At 65.9% G+C, this 21598-nt stretch carries 13 protein-coding genes; 7 read left to right on the top strand and 6 right to left on the bottom strand.

Features of this window, described 5'->3' with window-relative positions:
• From Poly30_RS03090 to Poly30_RS03080, 3 genes are all read left to right on the top strand, one after another.
• The gene (locus Poly30_RS03090; RefSeq protein WP_145194558.1) at positions 1-2940 is read left to right on the top strand and encodes a CotH kinase family protein; all 2940 of its coding nucleotides are present in this window, start codon (positions 1-3) and stop codon (positions 2938-2940) included.
• A 103-nt stretch (positions 2941-3043) separates the two neighbouring features.
• On the top strand, positions 3044-3871 hold the full coding sequence (locus Poly30_RS03085) for a VTC domain-containing protein (RefSeq protein ID WP_145194557.1): 828 nt from the start codon (positions 3044-3046) through the stop codon (positions 3869-3871).
• A gap of 32 nt (positions 3872-3903) precedes the next feature.
• Positions 3904-4590, top strand: a complete 687-nt coding sequence (locus Poly30_RS03080) for a DUF4956 domain-containing protein (RefSeq protein ID WP_145194556.1) — start codon at positions 3904-3906, stop codon at positions 4588-4590.
• 37 nt (positions 4591-4627) lie between these two features.
• Here the strand turns inward: Poly30_RS03080 and Poly30_RS03075 are convergent, their stop codons facing one another.
• From Poly30_RS03075 to Poly30_RS03055, 5 genes are all read right to left on the bottom strand, one after another.
• Positions 4628-5899, bottom strand: coding sequence for a right-handed parallel beta-helix repeat-containing protein (locus Poly30_RS03075; protein ID WP_145194555.1), 1272 nt, complete (start codon positions 5897-5899; stop codon positions 4628-4630).
• A 24-nt stretch (positions 5900-5923) separates the two neighbouring features.
• Positions 5924-8992 carry an efflux RND transporter permease subunit gene (locus Poly30_RS03070; protein WP_145194554.1) on the bottom strand — a complete coding sequence of 1023 codons (3069 nt, stop codon included), beginning with the start codon at positions 8990-8992 and terminating at the stop codon, positions 5924-5926.
• Positions 8989-10257 carry an efflux RND transporter periplasmic adaptor subunit gene (locus tag Poly30_RS03065; RefSeq protein WP_145194553.1) on the bottom strand — a complete coding sequence of 423 codons (1269 nt, stop codon included), beginning with the start codon at positions 10255-10257 and terminating at the stop codon, positions 8989-8991. Before Poly30_RS03065 ends, Poly30_RS03070 begins: the two co-directional genes overlap by 4 nt.
• A 297-nt stretch (positions 10258-10554) precedes the next feature.
• The gene (locus Poly30_RS03060) at positions 10555-12186 is read right to left on the bottom strand and encodes a hypothetical protein (RefSeq protein WP_145194552.1); all 1632 of its coding nucleotides are present in this window, start codon (positions 12184-12186) and stop codon (positions 10555-10557) included.
• Between the two features lie 96 nt (positions 12187-12282).
• Positions 12283-14814: a protein kinase domain-containing protein gene (locus tag Poly30_RS03055; RefSeq protein WP_419190896.1), complete on the bottom strand. Its 2532-nt coding sequence runs from the start codon at positions 14812-14814 to the stop codon at positions 12283-12285.
• 388 nt (positions 14815-15202) lie between these two features.
• On the opposite strand from Poly30_RS03055, the gene Poly30_RS03050 reads away from it, so the two are divergent.
• Complete coding sequence (locus Poly30_RS03050) at positions 15203-18517, top strand: CHASE domain-containing protein (protein ID WP_145194550.1); 3315 nt, start codon at positions 15203-15205, stop codon at positions 18515-18517.
• A gap of 51 nt (positions 18518-18568) precedes the next feature.
• Here the strand turns inward: Poly30_RS03050 and Poly30_RS03045 are convergent, their stop codons facing one another.
• Entirely contained in the window at positions 18569-19171 is a 603-nt protein-coding gene (locus Poly30_RS03045) for an RNA polymerase sigma factor (protein ID WP_419190895.1), read from the bottom strand.
• A gap of 122 nt (positions 19172-19293) precedes the next feature.
• On the opposite strand from Poly30_RS03045, the gene Poly30_RS03040 reads away from it, so the two are divergent.
• The 3 genes from Poly30_RS03040 (at position 19294) to Poly30_RS03030 (ending at position 21580) form a co-directional block, all read left to right on the top strand.
• Positions 19294-19527, top strand: a complete 234-nt coding sequence (locus tag Poly30_RS03040; RefSeq protein ID WP_145194548.1) for a hypothetical protein — start codon at positions 19294-19296, stop codon at positions 19525-19527.
• A 64-nt stretch (positions 19528-19591) separates the two neighbouring features.
• The gene (locus Poly30_RS03035) at positions 19592-20284 is read left to right on the top strand and encodes a TIGR00266 family protein (protein ID WP_145194547.1); all 693 of its coding nucleotides are present in this window, start codon (positions 19592-19594) and stop codon (positions 20282-20284) included.
• A gap of 3 nt (positions 20285-20287) precedes the next feature.
• Positions 20288-21580, top strand: a complete 1293-nt coding sequence (locus Poly30_RS03030) for a M48 family metallopeptidase (RefSeq protein WP_145194546.1) — start codon at positions 20288-20290, stop codon at positions 21578-21580.
• Positions 21581-21598: the final 18 nt, after the last annotated feature.

Below are 21598 nucleotides of genomic sequence, written 5' to 3'. Positions count from 1 at the left end.
ATGCTGACCACCGGAGCGCCGCGGAGCAGGTACCTCGGGAAGGCCGTTCTCCGAGCCTGCTGGCGCTGGAGCCTCTTCGTGACCGTCCCCATCGTCGCGGTGTTCGGGCTCTGGCTCTTCCGCACGGGGACGAAGTACGTGGACCTCGGTCTGGAGTACGAAGCGCTCGGAGGCGAGGTCAACCTGCGCCGGGTGGCGGACTTCGAGGGGCGTTCTCTGCTGCGTGACATCCGCCTGGCGCTCCAGGTGAAGCAGGGTCAGCCCGCGCGCCCCCTCCGGACCGTCGAGCTCTTCATTCCCGGCGCGTCGGAGGCCCGGCTCGACTCGGACCTTCCGTTCTCGGGCCGCGAGTACGTGCCCGCCTCGCTCGTCTATCCAGACGGAGGCGTCGGCGAGGTCAAGGTGCGCTACCGCGGCGACCACTACTGGCACTGGGCGGGTCGCAAGAAGTCGATCCGCGTCAAGACGAAGAAGGAAGCGCTGTTCAACGGCATGCGCAGCTTCAACCTCGTCGCGCCCAAGCTCCCCGAGCAGTTCTCGGCCTATCTGTCGTACTTCCTGGCGGGACAGCTCGACCTGATCGCCCCGCGAGCCGAGATGATCGACCTGTACGTCAACGGCGGCTTCCGCGGCGTGCACCTGTTCCTGGAGCAGATGGACGAGACCGTCCTGCGGGAGCACGACCGGATGCCTGGCGACATCTACTCGGCCGACATCGTCGGCGACGACGTGTACCGTGGCGTCCCCACGAATGTCTTCACCAACCCGGGCCTCTGGGAGAAGGTGGCGGTCAACAACCACTTCGAAGCCGACGACGATGCGCCGCTCCGGGCACTCCTCGAAGCCCTCGGGAAGCCGCCGTCCCCGGAGCGCAGCGCCAGGCTGCGTGAGCTCGTCGACGTCGACGCGTTCGGGCGCTTCGCGGCCTTTCGCACGCTCTGCCAGTCCGAGCACTACGACAACGTCCACAACTGGCGCCTCTACTACGATCCGTGGAAGAACCGCTTCGAGCCGATCGTGTGGGACCCCGTGGGCTGGGGCATCGAATGGCGCCCGAAGCCGAATCGCCGGACGCGGCCCGACATCGTGTCCAGTCTGCTCGACCGCGCGCTCATGCGCGACGGGGCGTTTCTGGCGGCGCGCCAGCGCGCCATCGAAGGCTTCTTCCAAAGCGGCCAGGACCAGACATTCCTCGCAGAGCTGGATCGGATGACGAGGGACACCGCGCCGTCCTTCCGGCTCGACCCCGGCCTCGCGTACAAGCTTCGATTCATGCGGGCGGACGAGGTGGACCTCGCCATCGTGATCTACCGCTACTTCGTCCAGATGATCTTCGATCAGCTGCGCGAGGACTACCTGATCCCGTCGAACCTCGCGTACACGGACGGCGCCTCGAAGAAGAACGACGTGCGGATCGAGATCGACGGCCGCCGTCCGCTGTTCGGTCTGGCGCTCCAGCTGGACCGCGTGCCTGAACGAACGCTCGGCGCGACGCTGCGCTTCCAGGACGAAAGCGGCGCCGTGCAGGAGCGGGACCTCTCGGGGGCCATGAGCCAGAGCGGTTCGGAGGCAGGGATCGCGGTCTTCTTGACCGGCCAGCTCCGAGCAGACCCGGACCGGCCCATCGAGCCTGGCATCAGTCCGCCGCTTCGTCCGGCCCGTGGTGTCTACGAGATCAAGCTCCACACGGTGAACGCCGACGGGTCCATGGACGCGAGCGGCGTGGAGGCCGTGCCCGCCATCGTCGGCGTCCGAGGCCAGCACGCGGACGGCTCGGAGGTGCGAGGCGTGCGGAAGGAGTCGATCTTCCCGGCCCCGTTCACCGCGCTCTCCGCGGTCGCCGACGACCACCCGATACGGCGGGCCGCCGTCTGGGAAGGAACGCGGGTTTGCCGCGGCGTGGAGCACGTCATGGACGACGTGGTCATCCGCCCGGGAACGGTGCTGGAGATGGAGCCCGGCGCCAGCCTCGTCTTCGAGGGACGGCTGGTGGCGGCGGGGACCGAGGCGGCACCGATCCTGATCCGACCTGCGTCCGCGGGTCGCTCGGCGAAGGAAGGAGCGGGCGACCTCACCTGGGGCGTCATCGCGCTCCGCGGAGCCGGAGCGAACGGCTCCTCGCTCACGCACGTCCGCATGAACCTCGGCAGCGGGCTGATAGAGCCGCTCGCCGAATACAGCGCCATGCTCTCCATCCATCACGTAGAGGACGTGACGATCTCCCGCTGTTCCTTCCGGGACAACCGCGAGGTCGATGACATGGTGCATGCGGTCTACTCGAAGGTTCGGTTCGAGGACTGCGACTTCACGAACTCCCTCCGCGATGCCCTCGACCTGGACGTGACGGAAGGAGCCGTGGTCCGCTGCTCCTTCCTGAAGAGCGGCAACGACGGTCTCGACCTGATGACCTCGCAGATCCTCGTGGAGGACACATGGATCGAAGGCAGCGGCGACAAGGGGATCTCCGTCGGCGAGAACACCGACCTGCTCACCGTCAACGCGGCGATCAAAGACTGCCTGATCGGCGTACAGATCAAGGACCGTTCCCGGGCCGTTCTCTACAACTGCGATGTCGTCGGCAACCAGAAGGGTGTGGACGCCATCGTCAAGAACTGGCGCTACGGCTCGGGCGGACTCGGATTCCTGTACAAGAGCGCGTTCTCCGGCAACGTGAGCACGATCGACGCGGATCGGGACTCCATGGTGCGGATCCACGACTGCTACTTCGATCGAGCGCCAGCACCGGACCGGTCGGTCTTCGTCGACCGCCACTCCGGGACGGAGCATCCCGTGGAAGCCCACCACCGGACCTTCCTGCGCTTCCCCGAGGACAAGGCGCTCGATGCGGACCGGCAGGAAGACCCTGGCGCCGCCGCTGCCTTCGAGGCGGCCTGGCGAGGCGTCGACCCCCTCGTTCGAGGGCGGAAAGGCACGCAGTAAGATCTCGAAGCGGTACGGCCGGGTCGGATCGATTTGCGCCCATCCGATTTGCAGACCTTCCCCCGCGGAGTAGCCTTCGCGTACCCTTCCAGGCTTCCTCCCCATGTCTAGCTCTTCCCCCAAGATGGCCCCGCAGGCCGCGTCTCAGGCTGGACCCACTGCAGGACCCACTGCTGGCTCGACGCGCGCGAAGCTCCACTTCTCGCGCTTCGAGTTCAAGTACCTGCTACCGGAGGCCGTCCGCGACGAGCTGGAGACGATGTTCCAGTACTTTGTCGAGCTGGATCCGTACGTGAGCACGAAGCCCGACAAGAAGTACGTGGTCCGCAGCCTGTACTTCGACAACTCCGCCCACGTGAACTACTGGGAAAAGGAGGACGGCAAGAAGCACCGCCAGAAGTTCCGTCTCCGGACCTACACGAAGACGCCATCCGACGGCACGCCGCGCTTCCTGGAGATCAAAGGCCGCCACAACAACCTGGTCTTCAAGCACCGCACGCAGCTGCTGGAGGAGCCGCGAAGGGACGCAGAAGAGTCATTCCTCTGGCATCCGACCACGGGCGCTCTGCTCGGACGCCTGGAGGACGGCGCCGTCCGCGAGGCCTTCCGGTTCGACCTCCACAAGAAGCATCTCCAGCCGGTGATGCTGGTGGACTACCTGCGCCGCCCGTACATCAGCAAGTACGACCCTGAGTTCCGCATCACCTTCGACGACAGCCTGCGCGGTACCGCGACCGGATCCCTCGACCCCGACGGGCGCGCGGTCTCTCGATCCGTCCTCAGCGGGTACACCATCCTCGAGGTGAAATTTCGCTACCACGTCCCCAAGTGGTTCCACCGGCTCATCCAGACGATGGAACTCGAACGCGTCTCCATCTCGAAGTACTGCGCCTGCATGCGTTCCCTGGGCGTGGTCCAGAACCCTTCCTAGCGCCCCACTCTCTTCTCTCCCCCAGCCTGAACATGCCCCAGCTACAGGAAACCGCAGGCGCCCTCCCCTCCGTGGTGTACGGCGCGCCCGAGATCCTCGTGAACCTCGGTGTTTCGATCGTGCTCGGGATGATCGTCGCGATCATCTACCGCCAGACTCACAAGGGCCTGTCGTACTCGCAGTCGTTCACCTTGACCGTGATCTTCGTCGCGGTGATCGTCGCCATCGTGATGATGGTGATCGGCAACAGCCTGAGCCGCGCGTTTGCGCTCGTTGGAGCGCTCTCGATCATTCGGTTCCGAACGGTCGTGAAGGACACCAAGGACACGGCGTTCGTGTTCTGGGCCCTCAGCGTCGGCATGGCGGCCGGCACCGGCAACTACGTCCTCGGCGGCATCGGGACGGCCGTGGTCTCGGTGCTGGCGCTCGTCCTGCACGCGACGAACTTCGGAGCGCTCTACAAGAGCGAGTTCATCCTGCGCTTCCGCTATGCGACCGGCGCGGACAGCTCGGCCCACCTGGAACAGATCAACCTTCTCTCCAAGCGTTCGAGCATGCTGCACATCGAGCACTCGGGGGATGGAAAGTCCCTCCAGCTCACCTACGACATCGTCCTCAAGGAAGGGCGCACGGCCCAGGAGCTGGCGACGGCGATGGGCGCGCTCCCGAGCGTCAGCGAGGTCGTGCTGATCGCTTCGAAGAGCGACGTCGACTACTGAGGCTTCGTATGGATCGTGGGAATGAGAGCTCGCGCTCTCATTCCCCGTCCAGACGAATGACGTTCCCTTCGCCGCGAACGACGCGTCGCGCGTCCTTCAAGCCGACGAAAACGTTCCCTTGGACGACGTTGTCGACCATTCCCTCGTTGAAGAAGTTCACGCCCGAGCTGTTCCCCGAAGTCAATCCGGGCCCGATCAGGTTGTCCCGGACGATGTTCCCGGAGTTGACCCAGTCGTCGTCGAAGATCTCGAGGAAACGCACTCCGTCGAGGCAGTACCGGAGCACGTTGCCCTCGACCACCGACTCGTAGGCGTCGTTCACCATGACGCCCACCTCGGCACCGTTCACGACGTTGCCGCGGACGCGGCCCGAGGCGAAGTGGTCGATCTCGATGGCCTGGGCACGGATGTGCTCGAAGTAGTTCCCTTCGATCAGAACATCCTCGGCGCCGTAGAAGACGACGCCGCGCCCCTTGAGGTTCTTGAACGAGCAGTTCCGCACGATGAGCCCCTTGGTGGTCGCGCGCTTTCCGGGGACGTAGAGACCCGTGTAGTAGACCCCGCAGTAGGTCGTGTGCGTACGGGTTCCGCCGCGGTGCCGTCCGTCGCAGTGGAGCCCCTGGAGGATGAGGTCACGGCACTTCCGCGCCCGGAAGAAGTTGACCTCCTCCACGACCTGGGAGCCGGCCGGGATCTCGCGGACGTGCGGCATGTACTGCACTGGCCGCGTGAGGTAGACCAGCTCATCCTTCACTGCGAGGACGCTGAACTCCAGCATGCGGTCGCCGCGATTGCTGGCCGCGTAGACCTGGTAGTTGAAGCCTTCGCGGATCCTCTCCGGGTGATCGACACGCAGGACCAGGTCGCCGACGTTCGCCGGCGCCCCCAGGAACGTCGTCGTGTTCGGCCCGTCGGCGAACACGAACCGGGCGCTCTCGTCGCCGGTGACCGTCAGGCGATGGACGCTGTCGATCACGATCTGCTGCTCGATGATGTAGCGGCCTGGGGCCATTCGTACCTCGGCCCTGGGACCGTCGCGATCCTCCGGAGCCACCTTGGGAAGCCTCGCGAGCGCTTCGGTCAACGTCCGCTCCGACGCCCAAGGGACGAACCGGAACCGGTCGTCGGCGTGACCGCGGAGGAAGAATCCGGGCGTCTCCCGATCGAGGTCACCGGGCGGATAGGGGGACTCCGGCTCGGCGGGATCCATCGGCTTGGCGAAGTCGCCGCTGGCGGTGGGCTTCTGGAACGCAAACCCAGCGGCTGCGAGGTGGAGCAGGAGCGCGAGGGCGATGAGTGGCCGGATCATCGACGCATCATAGCTCCGCCCGGGTCAGGAGCGGCTGCGGCCCAGCTTGATGAAGACCGCCGGGATCAGGAACAGCGTGATGAAGGTCGACCCGACCAGGCCCCCGACGACGGCGCGCGCGAGCGGCGCCTGTGCGTCGGCTCCCTCACCGACCCCGAAGGCCAGCGGCAAGAGCGCCAGCACGGTGGTGAGCGTCGTCATCAGGATGGGACGCAGGCGGCGCCGACCGGCTTCCGCGACCGCCTCGATGGGCGCGCGCCCCTCCTGAACGAGCCGACTCGCCTGATCCACGAGCAGAATGGCGTTGTTCACGACGACGCCGCCCAGCACGACGCAGCCGATCGCGCTCTGGATGTTGAAGGTCGTCCCGGTCAGGTAGAGCGTCGTGAGCACGCCCACGGCCGCGAAGGGCACCGACAGCATCACGACCAGCGGGTCGCGCAGGGACTCGTACTGGCACGCGAGCACCATATAGACCAGCGCGATCGCCAGCAGGAAAGCGATGATGAGTTCGCGCGTTTCGCGCTCCTGCGCCTCGAACGATCCGGCGACGACGAGTTCGTGGCCCCTGGGCCGCGGGATCTCGTCGAGCCGCGCCTGAAGCTCGCGCGCGACGTCGCCCTCCGAGCGTCCCGCCACGTTCGCCGAGACCTTGACCACTCGCTCCTGGTTACGGCGCTCGATGACGAGCGGCCCGAACCCACTCGCGGTCTCCACGAGGTTCCGAAGGGCGACGGACTCGCCGTCGGGCGTGCTGAGCGTCATGTCGAGCACCTCGTCGATGGTGCGCTGCTCGGCGTCCTCGAGCTGGACGAGGATGCGATAGGAGTTGCCGCCCGAACGGTACTCCCCCGCCATCGTGCCCGCGAAGCCCGTCTCCAGGATCCGCGTCACGTCGCGCACCGAAAGGCCCACGTCCGCCACCTTCTCGCGATTCACGCGGATCTCCTGCTGAGGGCTGCCGGACTTACGGCTGACCTCGACGTCGGTCACCCCTTCGATGGAAGCCGCCACCTCCCCGGCGCGCTCTGCGAGTTCTTCGAGAACCCCCAGCTCGGGGCCTCGGATCTCGATCTGGATGCCCTCGTCCGTGCCGAGCACGCGCTGGAGCAGGAACTGGCCCTGGGGCGCGCGGGTCCGGATCAACATGCCCGCCACCTGGCCTTCCAGGAGTTCGCGCAGGTCGTCGGCGATCTCGGCGTTGGAACGGGAGCGATCCTTGGCGGGTACGAGGGATAGTTGAATCTCCCCCTTCGCCGCACCGGAGTCCCGGAACCCGGGCCCGACGGTCACGACAGAAGCGATCGCCTCGGGAACGGCGGGCCCGACGAGGGCTTCGAGCTTGCGCGCCTGCTTGTCCACGAGGGCGAGGCGCGTGCCGACCTCCATCTCCCCGCTCACGCGCACCTCGCCCTCGTCGCTGGGCGGCAGGTACTCGGAGCCGATCAGCGGGTAGAGCATGAGGCTGCCCGCAAGCAGAACGAGCGCGCTACCGACGACCATGAAGGGGCGCTTCAGCACCCGCAAGAGGGAGTCCCGATAGCCGTTGTCGAAGCGGCGGAAACCGGCTTCGGCGCGGTCCGCCCAGCTCGTGACGGCGCCGGCCGCGCGCTCACCCGCGGGACGATCGAGAAGCCTGGAGGCCAGCACAGGCACGAGGCTCAGCGCGACGAGAAGCGAGCAGACGAGGCTGAACACCACCACGAGCGCGAGCTCGCCGAAGAGCAGCCCCGCGACGCCCTCGATGAAGGCCAGGGGCAGGAAGATCACGAGGGTCGTGATCGTGCTGGCGATGATGGCGCTCTGGACCTCGGACGCGCCGCGCGCTGCCGCGTCGCGCGCCGATTCGCCGAGTTCGTCGCGGCGACGGAAGATGTTCTCCAGCACGACGACCGAGCTGTCCACCATCATGCCCACGCCCAGCGCAAGCCCGCCCAGGGTCATGAGGTTCAGGGTAAAGCCGCCCAGCTGAATCAGCGCGAAGGTCGCGATGATCGAGATCGGGATGGCGATCGCGATCACGAGGGTGCTGCGAAGGCTACGCAGGAAGAAGAGCAGCACGAGCACGGCAAAGCCGCTGCCGTACAGCACCGAACTCGCGACGTTCGTGATCGAGCGCTCGATGAAGTTGCCCTGGTTCGAGATGACGACCATCTCCAGCTGGGGGTACGAAGCGTTGACCCGCGCGGCCTCTTCGATGATCGCCTTGGCGACGTCGACGGTGTTGGCGTTCGACTGCTTGCGAATCGCGACGCGAAGGCCGAGGTTGCCGTTCACGCGAACGTTGCGCGTCAGCTTCTCGTAGGTGTCCTTCACCTTCGCGATCTGGCCGATGGTGACGGCGCCGTCGCCGCGCTCCAGCACGATCGTGTTGCGGATCTCGTCGAGGCTCTGGAATTCGGAGGGAGCGCGGAGGGTGACCTCGAAGCGGCCTTGCTCCAGCTTGCCTGCGGGGCGGTCCAGGTTGGCGTCGCGCAGCGCGTCGAGGACGGTGTCGAGCGGAATGCCGAGCGCGTTGACGCGGGCGGGATCGAGTTCGACGCGGACCTCGCGGGCGTAGCTCCCCCAAGGGTCGACCTGGGCGACGCCGGGGATCCGGGCGAAGCGGAAGCGGACCTGGTCCTCGACGATCTCCGTCAGCTCGACCGGATCCAGCGGGCTCGACACGCCGAGGATGACGATCGGGAAGCTCGCGATGTCGAACTTCGAGACGCGCGGACGGCCGACTTCTTCGGGGAGTTCGTCCATCTCCTGCTCGATCTGGGCCTGGAGATCGATGGCTGCGGCGTCGAGATCCACGCCGAACGCGAAGCGCACCGTGAGGTTGCTGCGGCCCTCCGACGATTCGGACGTGATCTCCTCGACCCCGGGAACTGTCGCGACGATCTCCTCCAGGATCTGCGTGACGAGGCGCTCGACGACCTCGGGGCTCGCGCCCTCGTACTCGGTTCGAATCGAGCAGGTGGGCAGTTCGACCGCTGGCAAGAGGTCGATGCGCAGGCGCGTGAACGAGACGGCGCCGAGGGCGACGACCATCAGCGCGACCATGCTCGCGAACACCGGGCGCCGGATGCTGAACTCGGGGAGGTTCATTGCCCGCCCCGGTTCGAGGCAGCCCGCGATTCATCCGCCTGGTTCCGATCGTCGGGAATCACGACGAGGGAGCCATCGTCGCAGAGCTCCTGGCCCAGCGTCACGACGCGGTCCCCCGGGCTGGCGGCACGGCCTCCCGGGAGCGACTCGATGGAGACGAGATCGTCCTCGCGGATACGCTGACGCACCGGGACCCATTGGACCCTGCCTTCGCGGCCGCCGGGCAGGAGGAACACGCCGTCGGTGTCGTTCCGGCGCGTGATGGCGGCGAACGGAATCACGAGTGCCGCGTCCTCGCTGGCGAGTTCCAGGGTGGCGCGAACGAACATTCCGGGCTTCAGCTCGAGATCCTCGTTCTCGACGCGCAGCTCCACGCGCACCTGGCGCGTCGTGCGGCTGAAGACGGGCGCGACACGCGTCACGACGCCTCGGAACGTTCGCTCCGGGTAGGCGTCCGTGGTGAGGTTCGCGAGGGCGCCTGGCACGACGCGGGCATAGTCGCGCTCCGGGACGAACACGACGGCCACGATCGGCTGCAGACCGACGACGAGGAGCAGCGGTGCGCCCGCCGCGACGAGTTCTCCCTCGTCCACGTAGCGCTCCGCGACGGCGCGGATCGACTGCTCGACGGGAGCCGGAGCGGCGCCCTGTTCCGACGTGAGGTCGTCATCCCCTGTCCGCACGGGCTGGACCGCCGGGTCGTCGCTCCAGTTCGCCAGGACCTCCGCCTCGTTGCGCTGGATTCGAGCGACCCCGAGCTGGGCCTCTGCGCGCTGTACGCGCGCCTTCGCCACGGCGACCGAGGCCTTCCGGGCACTGGATTGCGCGCGGGCAGAATCCAGCTCGGACTTCGACGCCACGCCGTCCTTGTCGAGCGCTTCGAGCCGCTCCAGAGCCCGCGTGGCAAAGTCAGCGGCGGCTTCCGCCTCGATCACGGTGGCTTTCGCCACCGCGAGATCCGCGTCGGCCTGGAGCACGGCCTGGTCCAGCTCCGAGGCGTCGATCTCGGCGACGAGCTGTCCACGCTTGACGTGGTCGCCGATATCCACGGCCATGGAAGAGATCCGGCCACCCACCCGCGCGGCGATTTGCACCCGAGTGGCGGCCTCGAGCGTCCCGCTGAAGGTCCGGCGCAGCGTGATCGGCGCGAGCTCGATGGCGGCCACGTCGACGGGAACCGCTGCCTTCACCTCGTCGGAAGCCTTCCCTGCCGGGGCGCTGCCGCCCGAGTCGCGGCAAGACGCCAGGAGTACGAGCACCGCCATCCCGGCGGTGAACCAGGGCTCGCGGTGCCACGGGGAGCGGCGCTGCCGTGAACAGGGACGGGAGGGGGAATCCGGGGACGGCTGCAACAGGGGATCCAGAGGGCAGAAGGACGTCGATCAGGAGCGGGTGAAAGGGAGAGGATAGGCTTGCGCCCGAGCCTCTGCCCCTTCAGCACCCGATGTTCGCCCGCTGATCTCCGGTCGATGCACGGGTGTGACGTAACCCATACCGAAGCAGCGCTTTCTCGCCTCTACACGTCAGCGGGCCAGGGATGCCTCCCGGAACGGCCCGAAGTCCTACTCCTTGGTGTAAAGGAGACTGACCGGGGTCTCGTTGATGAGAGCGGGTGGCTGCTGGGACATGTCGTAGAGCTGCGCGTAGAACGCAAAGACTTTGCTCTGAAGACTCACGCTGCTGTACGGCCCGCGGAAGAGAAACTCGTTGTCCTCGTCTGAGGGTGTGCGGTCTTGAACACCCACGGTGTACCAGGTGCTCCGGTCGAACGGAGTCGCGAAGTCGAACGGCGAGTTCGGCCCGGCGGGGTACTCCACGACCTTCGTGTAAAGGACCACCTTGCAGTTCATGGGAGTCGCGCTCCCCCACCCGGTGACCTGCGCCACCACGTGATCGGAGGCGGGGGATCCGTTCTCCCGGTTGGCCGCCACGCTGATGAACGCGGGCTGCTCTGGAATGGTGGAGTAGTGCCCCACCGACGTCCCCAGCGCCGCCCCCACGTGGCCCGCTTCAGGGTCGAAGTCGCAGACGCCGTCGATCTCGTTCGAATTGGACGGCACGTTGTCGGTGACTTTGATCTTGTCCGTCAACTTCACTCCGTCCGCTGCCTTCGCTGGAACGACCTTCGGGTTCGCCGCGTCGTCGTAGACCATCAGCTGGCTGGGGTCCCCGGAGAGGTTGAACGTGCTGTCCTTGGTAGCCGAGAACAGAATCCTCTGCCCTTGCATGGTGACGGATAGCGCGTCCACGTCGCCGGCCAAGATGCCAGAGCCTCCCGGATCCAGGCCGAGCTCCGATGCCGTCTTGCAGAGTTCAGGAGAGCTCCAGGTACCTTGGCTGGTGAAGGAATCGAAGGTCCAGGTGAGCTTGTAGATGTCGCCGCCATGGGGAGCGACCCACGTGCTGGCATTCGGATCGATCGCAAAGTCAGGCGTGGGATGGGCCGCAGCCCAGGCCCTCGTCACGGAGAAGTAGTATTCCCCCTCGATCGGAAAGAACACCGAGGTTCGATTCGCGCCGTTGTATGAGATCGCCCCCATGCCGTAATCGAGCGCGACGATGTCATGGAGGGAGCTGGTGCTGGACGGCAAACCCATCAGGTGACTCGGTGTCTCCAGGAAGTATTCACCGACGTACGTGGAGTCGATTCCCTGGCTGTCGGCGAAGTAGAAGCTCCCGATATCTGAGTCTCCGCCCCTCGCGCCGTCGGCCGCTTCACGCCAAACGCTACCCAGCTGATAGGACGTGGCAGGTTCGTACGCCACCGAGGCGGCAAAAGCGAGCCAGTTGTTTCCGTTGAGGCTGAGCCGACCGTTCTGATCCAACGGCGGGAGGAACCCATTGCCGGTGGAATGAGCGTCAATCTGAATGTCGGTCAGATTGGGGAACATGGCAGCCATGGAGTAGTCCGGTCGATCCTCGGCCGACGTGGAGTCCCACGACTCAGGATAGTTTTGGAATTGATCCCCAGGGGCCTTGATGAGGATTCCAGAGTGCACGGTCGTTCCCGGCGGGGCCACGGCGGTCTTCACGATGATGCCCGAGGGCATGCCCGAGACCATTCCCCTGGCCGGCACGGGATCGACTCCGCTGCCTTGGGCAGCGGCCACAGGAGCGAGCGTAGAGGCCAGGAGCGCGATGCCCGCAGTGGGCACCAACGACTTGAGGAGGAACGGCGAATGAGACAGAGTCATGGTCTTGGATCTCTCGAGAACGATTTTGCGTGGATTGGAAAGATAGCAGGCGAAAGGGATAATCTGGATCCGGTCGGAAGGTCCGCAGTCGAGCATTCACCGACTGCGCAAAGGGTCCATCCATGGAGTTTCAGCGTCTGACGTAGCGTAGGATCTTCGGTTCACGACCAGTCGCTCGACGAGCGCTTCGACCCAACGTCGCAACGATTGCGTCTGGCTGGCAGAGAACTGCTCTGGAAAGCACTTCAGAAGGTCCTCGAGGACCGCAACGGCCTGGGGGTCTTCGCAGAGTCGCAGGATGAAGCTATCCAGAAGGCTCGACGCATCGCCGTCGAGGAAGGCGCGGGCATCGCGCTCGAGAGATACGCGGTCAACGGAGTCTTCGGATAGAAGCTGACAGTACCGGAGCGACGCCTCGGCAGCAGCCCTCGACTCTTCGGCGTCGCTCTCGGCGAACTCCAACGCGGCAGAGAGTTCGATCTTCGCCCCGAGGATGGCGCGCCTCATCGCGCCGAGCGGGGAGTCGGGGAAACCAGCCTCACGGACGAGAGCCCTGGCCCGCTCGATATGGCCCGCTTCAGCCTCGACCTTCCCTAGCAGCTGCTGGAGCGACACGTAGTGAGGATGAAGCCGCAGACCGGCTTCGAGGAACGTGCGAGCGAGCTCGTAGTTCGAAAGCCCGTAGGCAGCGCTGCCCGCATTGAGCAGGATGGTTCCAGAACTCGGAGCGAGCTGCGCCCCCTCGAGAGCCATGTTCAGGGCGCGCTCATCTTGACCGGTCCGGAGGTAGGCGATCCCAAGCAAGTGCGCCGTCATGGCGCTCCGGTATCCCGTCCTTGCTTCGAGCGACTTGACTTCTTCGACGAACGAATCCGCGAAGCCCAGCCGTGCCTGACGGTCCGGCAGCTGAGTCAAGCGAGGCGTCTTGCAGAGCAGCAGAAGTTCCTGCGCGTGTCGGTTCCGGGAAAGTCGGGGATCACCGAGGACCTCGCCGAGCCCGTCACGGTTGAGCTGGCGCAACGAGTGAAAGGCCGATAGATAGACGTCGTCCGCGCTCTTCGGCTCCGGCAGGTCGGTCAGGTTCAGGTCCAGGGCCGAGCTCGAGTCCACGGGAAGCGCCTCGTAGCGCCGGTAGAGCTCACTGGCGTAGGAAGTTCCGGCGCGAGAGCACGCGATCTTCATGTCGGCCGTGGCGGCTTGGGCGTCGCCGTGGTCCAGCAGGAACGCCGCGCGCAGCGTCCGCTCCGTCACCGGGTCGTGGCCAGCCGCGACCAGGCGATCGAGGGCCGCGCGCGCACCCGCCCTCAAGTCCTCGTCCGCGATCACGCGATTCTGCGGTATCACGATGCCGAGGTTCGCCGGCACGTGGGGCATCGCGGCCTTGAACGCCTCGTGGCGGTCGTTGGCCAGCGAGGTGTTCCAGGACTGGAGGCCCAGCGCCCCGAAGATCACCAGGCTGGCGAGCGCCGCACCGACGAAGGCCTTCGAGCTACGCACTCGGCGCATGCTGCGAACGAAGCTGGAGGTGGGCCGGACAGACACCTGCCGATAGGCGAGCAGCGCCCGCAGGTCGCGTTCCATCGCCGCGGCGCTCGCGTAGCGGCGCGCGGGGTTCCGCTCGAGCCCGTGGTCGAGGATCGCCTGGGCGTCGCGGGGCAGACCCGGCCGGATCTTGAACGCGGGCACCGGCTCGCGCGTGGCGAGCGCCGTCAGAATCTTGGCCGAAGATCCGGTGTAGGGTGCCTGGAACGTCAGGATGTGATAGAGCGTGGCAGTGAGACTGTAGACATCCTGGGTCGGCATGGCCTTCGTTCGACCCAGCAGCGCTTCGGGCGCCATGTAAACCGGCGTACCGACCGCTGCGTCGGTCTGGGTGAGCGTCGCGTGGTCGTCCTTCGCAGCGATTCCGAAGTCGATCAGGACCGCCTTACCCTCCCGTGTGATCATGACGTTCGAACGCTTCACGTCGCGGTGATACACACCGGCTGCATGTGCGGCCTCGAGACCACTCGCGAGACCGGCCGCCCACTGCACGACCTGGCGAAAGTAGCTGGGTTCCGCCACGTTCTGAATCCCGAACTCCTCCGTCAGCCAGGAGGAATCGTCGTGGCCACTGTAGCGTTCGGCGGCTTCCAGAGGCTCCGAGCAGGAAACCCCGTCGATGCGCTCCATGACCAGGAACGGCAACCCGTCTTCGGTCACACCGCGATCGAAAATCGTCACCACCGAATCGTGGCGGATCGCGGCGAGCGCGGCGGCCTCTCGCTCGAAGCGAGAGAGCGCCTTGGAGCGATCCAGCAAGCCGGTGTGCACCACCTTGATGGCGACTTCTCGGCCGAGATCCAGATCCCTGGCGCCGTACACGACGCCCATCGCCCCTGAACCGATCCGCTGGTAGACGCTATAGCGCTCCGAGAGCAGGGTTCCGACGAGCTTGTCGCCAGCTGGCCCGGACGCCTGCAGTCGCGGCAATCCCAGAGCCAGTTCCACTGATTGCTGCACCTCGTCGACCAGCTCGGGCGCCTCGCGACAGATCTCATCGTAGGGAAGGTCCAGCACTCCCTCTTCACGGCGGAAGAGGCACTCTGCCACCAGTTCTTCCAGCAGGTCGTGGCGTGTCTCACTCATGACCTCCCCTCCGGCGCGCCAGTGGCGCCGAGCGCTGGTTGAGCTGGGATGGTTCGCGGATACTTCATCGGGTCGGAGAGCTCTTTCGCTCGCCATGGGTCTTGGGCGCAGCGCTCGAGCCGGTTCACCACGATTTCTGACCTTGATCGAGACGCCGGCCCATCCCGGGCGCGCGCGGCTGGCGACGTTTCACCCGGTTCCCCACCCGTTCTTCCTCGCGCCCTGAATCGCCCGAAATACCCAGCAATCAAGGCCTATTCGAACGGCAAAACGCGTTCATCAGCGGGTGGAAACCCGAGGTCCACTCAGGGACACCCGCGGAGTCGGCCGATGATCGAGAGCCGGGATACGGAGGGGCAGCTCCGGGCGACCCCGCCGATTCCCCTTCATGCACTCCAGGTCCAAGCTCACCCGATCGCTCGTCGAGATCGTCCTGGCTATCGCCATGACGGAGGCGGCAGTCATGTACCTGCTCCCCGTCGTGGCGCCGGGGTTGAGCCAAGGGGCGGAGGCTCTTCTCGATGCCCTGATGGTCGCTTCGGTCGCGACGCCGTTCATCCTCTGGCGCTTGAGCCACGCTTCGAAGGCCGAGGTCGGCGACTTCCCCGATCTCCAGCAGACCGGCGTGGCCCGCACTTCGCTCGCGATCACCGTCGTGCTGATGCTTGGCACCGGCGCGACCGTACTCGCCACCCATGGCGCGTCGAGCCAGGTGAGCGATGAAGCCCAGGCGCGCTTCGACCGCCTCTCGGATCGTCTTACGAGCGAGGTGGAGCGCCGCGTCAATCAGGTTCGCTACGGTCTTGCCGGTGCGCGCGGGACGTTTGCCGCGATGGGCGAGCTGAACCGAGGCGCGTTCGCTCGATACGTCGCCTCGCGCGACCTGCCCGGTGAATTCCCCGGCGCGATCGGCTTCGGGTTCATCGAACGAGTCCAGCGAACCGAACTCGCCGAATTCATCGCGCGGGAAACCGAGGACGACGCCCCTGACTTCCGGGTCCATGGATTGGCTGCCCCTGATAGTCCGCTGGCGACCCTCCCGGACCTGTTCGTCATCAAGTACTGCTTCCCGAAGGCGCGCAATGCGAGCGCCTGGGGGCTCGACGTCGGCTCCGAAAGAGAACGGCGCCAGGCCGCTGAACGCGCGGTCGACACGGGTGAACCCGCCATCTCGGGCCGCATCGAACTCGTCCAGGATGGCCGCAAGCAGACGGCCTTCCTCTACTACCTCCCCGTCTACCGGCCCGGGTCCGACCCAGGGACGCAGGACGAGAGGCGGGAAGCCCTTGTCGGGCTGCTTTACGCACCCATCATCCTTCACGAGGCTCTCGGAGACATCGTGAGCAGCGTGGACGACCAGCTCCAGCTGACGATTCTCGACGAACCGTCCGCGCGGGAATCCAGGTGGCTCTACGGTATGGACGAGAACGTCCGCCCGGCGTCCTTGAAGGAGGACCTGGCAGCCGGACGGCTCTTCTCGATACGACCGATCGACGTCGGCGGACGCAAGTGGACGATCATCGACCGCGCCGCGCCCGAGTTCATGGCCTCCGTGGACCGAATCACGCCGGGTTTCATCGGAATCGCGGGCCTTCTGCTCACGCTGCTCGCTGCGGGCGTCACCCTGTCGTTGCTGACCGGCCGTGCCAGGGCGGTCGCCCTTGCACAGGAGATCACGAGCGACCTGAACGAGGCGAAACTCGCCGCAGAAGAGGCGATTCGCGAGACCGCCGCGTTCCGCGCAACCCTCGACCAGCACTCGATCATCAGCGTCGCGGATCGCGCACAGAACATCGTCGACGTGAATCCAAGTCTCAGCGAGATCAGCGGATACGGCGAGGAAGAACTCCTCGGTGAGGATCACCGACTCCTGAAGTCGGGCTTCCACCCCCCCGAATTCTGGGCCGATGTCTGGGCAGAGATCCACGCTGGTCGGGCGTGGCGCGGCGAGATCTGCAATCGCTCCAAGAGCGGTGCCATCTACTGGACCGACAGCATCATCGCTCCTTTCCTCGACTCGAACAACAACGTCGAGAAGTTCGTCTCGATCAGCAATGACATCACCGCGCGCAAGAACGCGGAGACCGCGCTCATTCGAATGTCGGAGAGGCTCGGCCTCGCCACGGAAGCGGCTGGCATCGGGATCTGGGAGTTCGACCTGAGTGAGAAAGTCCTCTCGTGGGACGATCAGATGTACAGGCTCTACGGAACGGACGAAGCCAAGGCCGGTGCTCCCCAGGAGGCCTGGGCGGCCGCGATCCACCCTGAAGACCAGCAGCGAATCGATCGAGAAATCGCCGCGACGATCTCCTCCGGGACGTCCCTGGAAACGGAGTTCCGGATCACGTGGCCGGGGGGAGAGGTGCGCCACATCAAAGCCATGGGCGCCGTACATCACGACTCGAGCCGTCGACCCGCGCGCATCATTGGAACGAACTGGGACATCACGGCCCAGGTCCTCAGCGCCGAGTCGCTCCGCAAGGCCCGCAGCGACGCCGAGGTGGCGAGCCGCTCGAAGAGCGCGTTCCTCGCCAACATGAGCCACGAGATCCGCACGCCGCTGACCGCGATTCTGGGATTTGCAGACGTTCTTCGAGAGGAAGGGGCCGACCTCGAGCCGGAGCGGCGAGCCCAGGCCATCGAGACGATCCACGGCGCCGGCACTCACCTCCTCACGGTCATCAACGACATCCTCGACCTCTCCAAGATCGAAGCCGACAAGATGACCATCGAGAAGATCGACACGCCGCTCGTGACGATTCTTCACGAGGTCGAGGATCTGATGCGGCAGCGCGCGGCTGGCAAGGGCCTGGCTCTGGAGACGGCGCTGATCACGCCCGTTCCCGACCGGATCATGAGCGATCCCACTCGCCTCCGCCAGATCGTCATGAATCTCGTCGGCAACGCGATCAAGTTCACGGAGGAGGGCCGGGTCCGCGTCGAGGCCCGCCTGGACGAGCGCGAGGGAGAGCCCCACATCGTGGTCGAGATCCAGGACACGGGCACGGGGATGTCCGAGGAACAGTCTTCGCGACTCTTTCAGGCGTTCGGCCAGGCCAACGACAGCGTCACGCGCAAGTTCGGAGGCACGGGGCTGGGTCTCACGATCTGCCGTCGACTGGCGGGCTTGATGGGCGGCAACGTGCGGCTGCTGAAGTCAGCACCTGGTCGGGGCTCGACTTTCGAGGTGGACCTGCCCCTCGAGCGCGCCCCTGGAGCACGTGACGTCCAGCACCTCGAGGGAGTCAAGGAGAAGATCCTGCAGGGTGCCAAGAACGCGGGCGGCGTCCGACTGGAAGGGCGAATCTTGCTGGCAGAAGACGGCCCCGACAATCAACGGCTCATCTCCCTCTATCTTCGCAAGGCGGGCGCCGAAGTCGAGCTGGCCAGCGACGGGAAGATCGCTCTCGGCAAGATCCAGGAAGCCGCTGACGCGGGCCGCCCCTTCGACCTCCTGCTCACGGACATGCAGATGCCGGAGATGGACGGCTACGCGCTCGCCCGAACCCTGCGAAGGAAAGCCAGCACGCTCCCCATCGTCGCTCTCACCGCGCACGCGATGGCCGAAGACCGGACGCGCTGCCTCGAAGCCGGCTGCGATGACTACGCCAGCAAGCCGGTGAATCGAGCTGAACTCCTCAGAACCTGCGCGAGGTGGCTGGGCGAGGTTGGCGGTCACGGCGCACTCGAACGCCCGGCTTGAGGTCCGAGGGTCAGCGCCGCCGGATGAAAATCCGTGTCGACCACGCCGGACTCAATCGGAGGCGGGCCCCGATCCACGGAGCGTCTTCGACAGTCGCACCATGGCCCGAGAGAGCAGCACCCGACAGTGCGCGACCTCGACGCCGAGGGCCGCGGCGACCTCGGCGTGGGAGCGGCCTTCGAGGACAGCGAGCCTGAGCACCTCCGCATCACGCTCGCTCAGCGACTCGATCGCCGCGCGAACTCCGGCCTTCGCCTCGGCGGTCGCAGCGATCTGGCTCGGAGTCGTGCTGATGGCGGGCTCGAAGCCCGGATCACTGGAACCAAGTGGGCCGATCGGCGGACCCTCGCGATGCGCATCGCGCTTGCCCGCGAGGTAGAAGCGCTGGCGCGCGCGCAGCTTGAGCTGACCTGCCTCGTAGAGCCACTGCTTGAACTCGGGCTCCGTACGCAGTTCGAAGCGCCCGGTCTCCATCCGATCGAGGACTTCCCGGCACACGGACTGCGCGAGGTCGTCGACAGACTCATGCTCCAGAACGAGCCGCGAAGCCCGCGCTCCAAGGAAACGCCGAAACGCCGGTAGGTGCTTCTTCAGGAGCCGTTCGATCGCCTCCTGGCCACCGCCATGACCATGCTGTTCGTCGCGCGATTCCACTCTTCCCCAGGGTAGCACCGCGTTGCGGGCGATCCGGGGGAATCTCTCAGCACCGGAACAAACTCGCCGCGGTTGCCTTTTCGGCTTGCCCCCTCGCTGGATCGTCGGCTTCAATCTGCGACATGACTTCACCTGCCCTCCTGCCAATGGCAGCTCGCGGCCGCGGAATTGGCGGCATCGTGAGCTGGTTCATCCGAATCGTGATCTACGACATCTGCATCACGGGAATCCAGGATGCTCTCGGTGTCAGCCGGATGGCCGCTCTCTTCATCTTCCTCGGACTCCTCGCGCTGTTTGCCTTCGGCGCCTACATGCTGCGCAAGCGGATGAGCTCCGAAGCAGACGCTGAAATCTGATTCGGGTGTTGCGGAACGTACGGATCTCTCCCGCTCGCCGGGGATCCGCCGTTCCCTCCAGTTCATGCGCCACAGCGTCCTCCATTCGCCCGCCTTCTCCGCTCTGCGCCTTGATATGGCCGAGGGCGAAACGATTCATGCTCAGCCGGGCGCCATGCAAGCCATGTCGCCCGGCTTCGACATCGAGGTGAAGGCCGGGCTCAACATGGAGGGGAAACGCGGCATGGCCGGCGGTATGCGCAGTCTCTTCGGAGGCGAGAGCTACTTCACGGTGGTCTACCGAGCGAAGCGCGACGATCAGCACATTCTGTTCGCGCCCGAGCAGATGGGCGAGATCCGCGCGATCGAAATCACGCCCGAATCGGGCCTCAAGCTCGCGCGCGGGGCGTACCTCGCCTGCACACCGGGCCTTTCCTTCAGCCTCTACAACGCAGGCATGCAGGGCATGCTTGCCACTCGCGGGCTCTTCTTCCTGAAGACGGTAGGGACCGGCACGCTCTTCCTGTCGAGCTACGGCGGGGTGATCGAGCAGGTACTCGAAGAGGGCGAACGCTTCATCCTCGACAACGAGAACATCGTCGCGTTCACCGGCACCATGTCCTTCGAGTCGGTCGTGCTGAACAAGTCGTTGCGCACCTCGATGTTCTCCGGAGAAGGATTCGTCGTTCGTTTCACGGGTCCAGGCAAGGTGATCTACCAGACCCGCGCGCGGCCATCGGCCGGCTTCCTCCGCGGCCTGCTCCAGAGCATCTTCTGATTCATGCGGCCGTCGCTGTCCACGCCGCGCCGTCTCCTCACGCCCACGCGTGAGAGCCTTCTGCGGGACTTCAGGGCGCATGAGTTCCGTTCGCTTCTCCGCCTCGCTGTCGAGGTCGTGATCATCGCGGCGGGCCTTTCGTGGTGGTACCTCCAGGCTCAATCGCCCGACGGTCCGGTGCGCGGCTGGAAGGCCGGCGCTCTCTTCGCGGTGGGGTTCCTCGGGCTCTTCGACTTCGTCGTCACGCAGTTCCTATCGAATCGCAAGGCCTTGGAAGACCTACGGCCTGACGCTCGCTTCGGGCCGCACACGCGGGACTCGCTGCTGGCCGCGGTCCAGCGAGTGCAGGCGCGACTGGGCCTCGGCCAGCAGCGGCTGCGGGTGTACCTCGCCCGGGAAAAGGACGTCAACGCGTCCGCGATGCGCTGCGAGCTTCTGCCCGGCTGGCACCTCCTGAACAGCGTCCAGCTGAATCGCTCGATCGTTCACCTCCTTGACGAGAAGGAGCTCGAATCGGTGATCGGCCATGAACTCGGGCATCTCTTTCCGTACGCGCCGATCCTGCGCCGCTGCATGCTGGTCCATGGCGCACTGGCGGGCGTCCTGTCGCTGGTGATCGCCCAGTGGCTATACCCCGCCGACTTCTACGTCTTCGCGCCCCTGGTCGCGATCTTGATCGGGCGCTGGTTCGCGTTCTCCACCACCGGCGTCGAGAGTCGACTGGTGGAGTTTCTCTGCGACGACTTCGGGGCGCGCGCCGCGGGCTTGACCCCGGCGCTGACCGCGGAGATCAAGCTCGGCGCCGAGCATGAAGCGCGCAGCACGCTCCTGATGCGGGTATTGGAAGCCAAGCTCCAGAGTGGCTCCACGCCGATCGCCGATCTCATGAAGGAGTACGAGAACGCGATGCCCTTCGGCGGCGTTCAGTCCGAGGAGGCGCGAGCGCAAATGGAACGGGGTATCCAGGCTCGCATCAAGCAGAACGACGAGACCTCGCTCATGGGCTTCTTCAAGTTCGCATGGCAAGGCGACCAGACGGATCACACGGAGCTAGAGCAGGAACTCGCCCGCATGCGCGCGGTCCGTGAGGTGGCCAAGGTCCCCTTGGACCCGGCACGGGTCCTCGGGGAACCGAGGCTCATGGGAGAAATGATGGAGCTGCTGGAGGCCTACCCGGACCGACTGCTCTTCCACATTCCCGAGGAGATCAGCGACAGAGGCTCCAGCCACCCGAACGTCTCACGTCGGCTCCTCTATCTGTGGCGCAACCGGGACGCCATCGCGTCCGCCGTCTGAGGGGAACACGCTGCAGCC

It is taken from the genome of Saltatorellus ferox (assembly GCA_007751475.1).
GTDB lineage: Bacteria > Planctomycetota > UBA1135 > UBA1135.
Note: the sequence above shows the minus strand (reverse complement) of the source record. Positions and strands in the feature narration are given on the sequence as shown.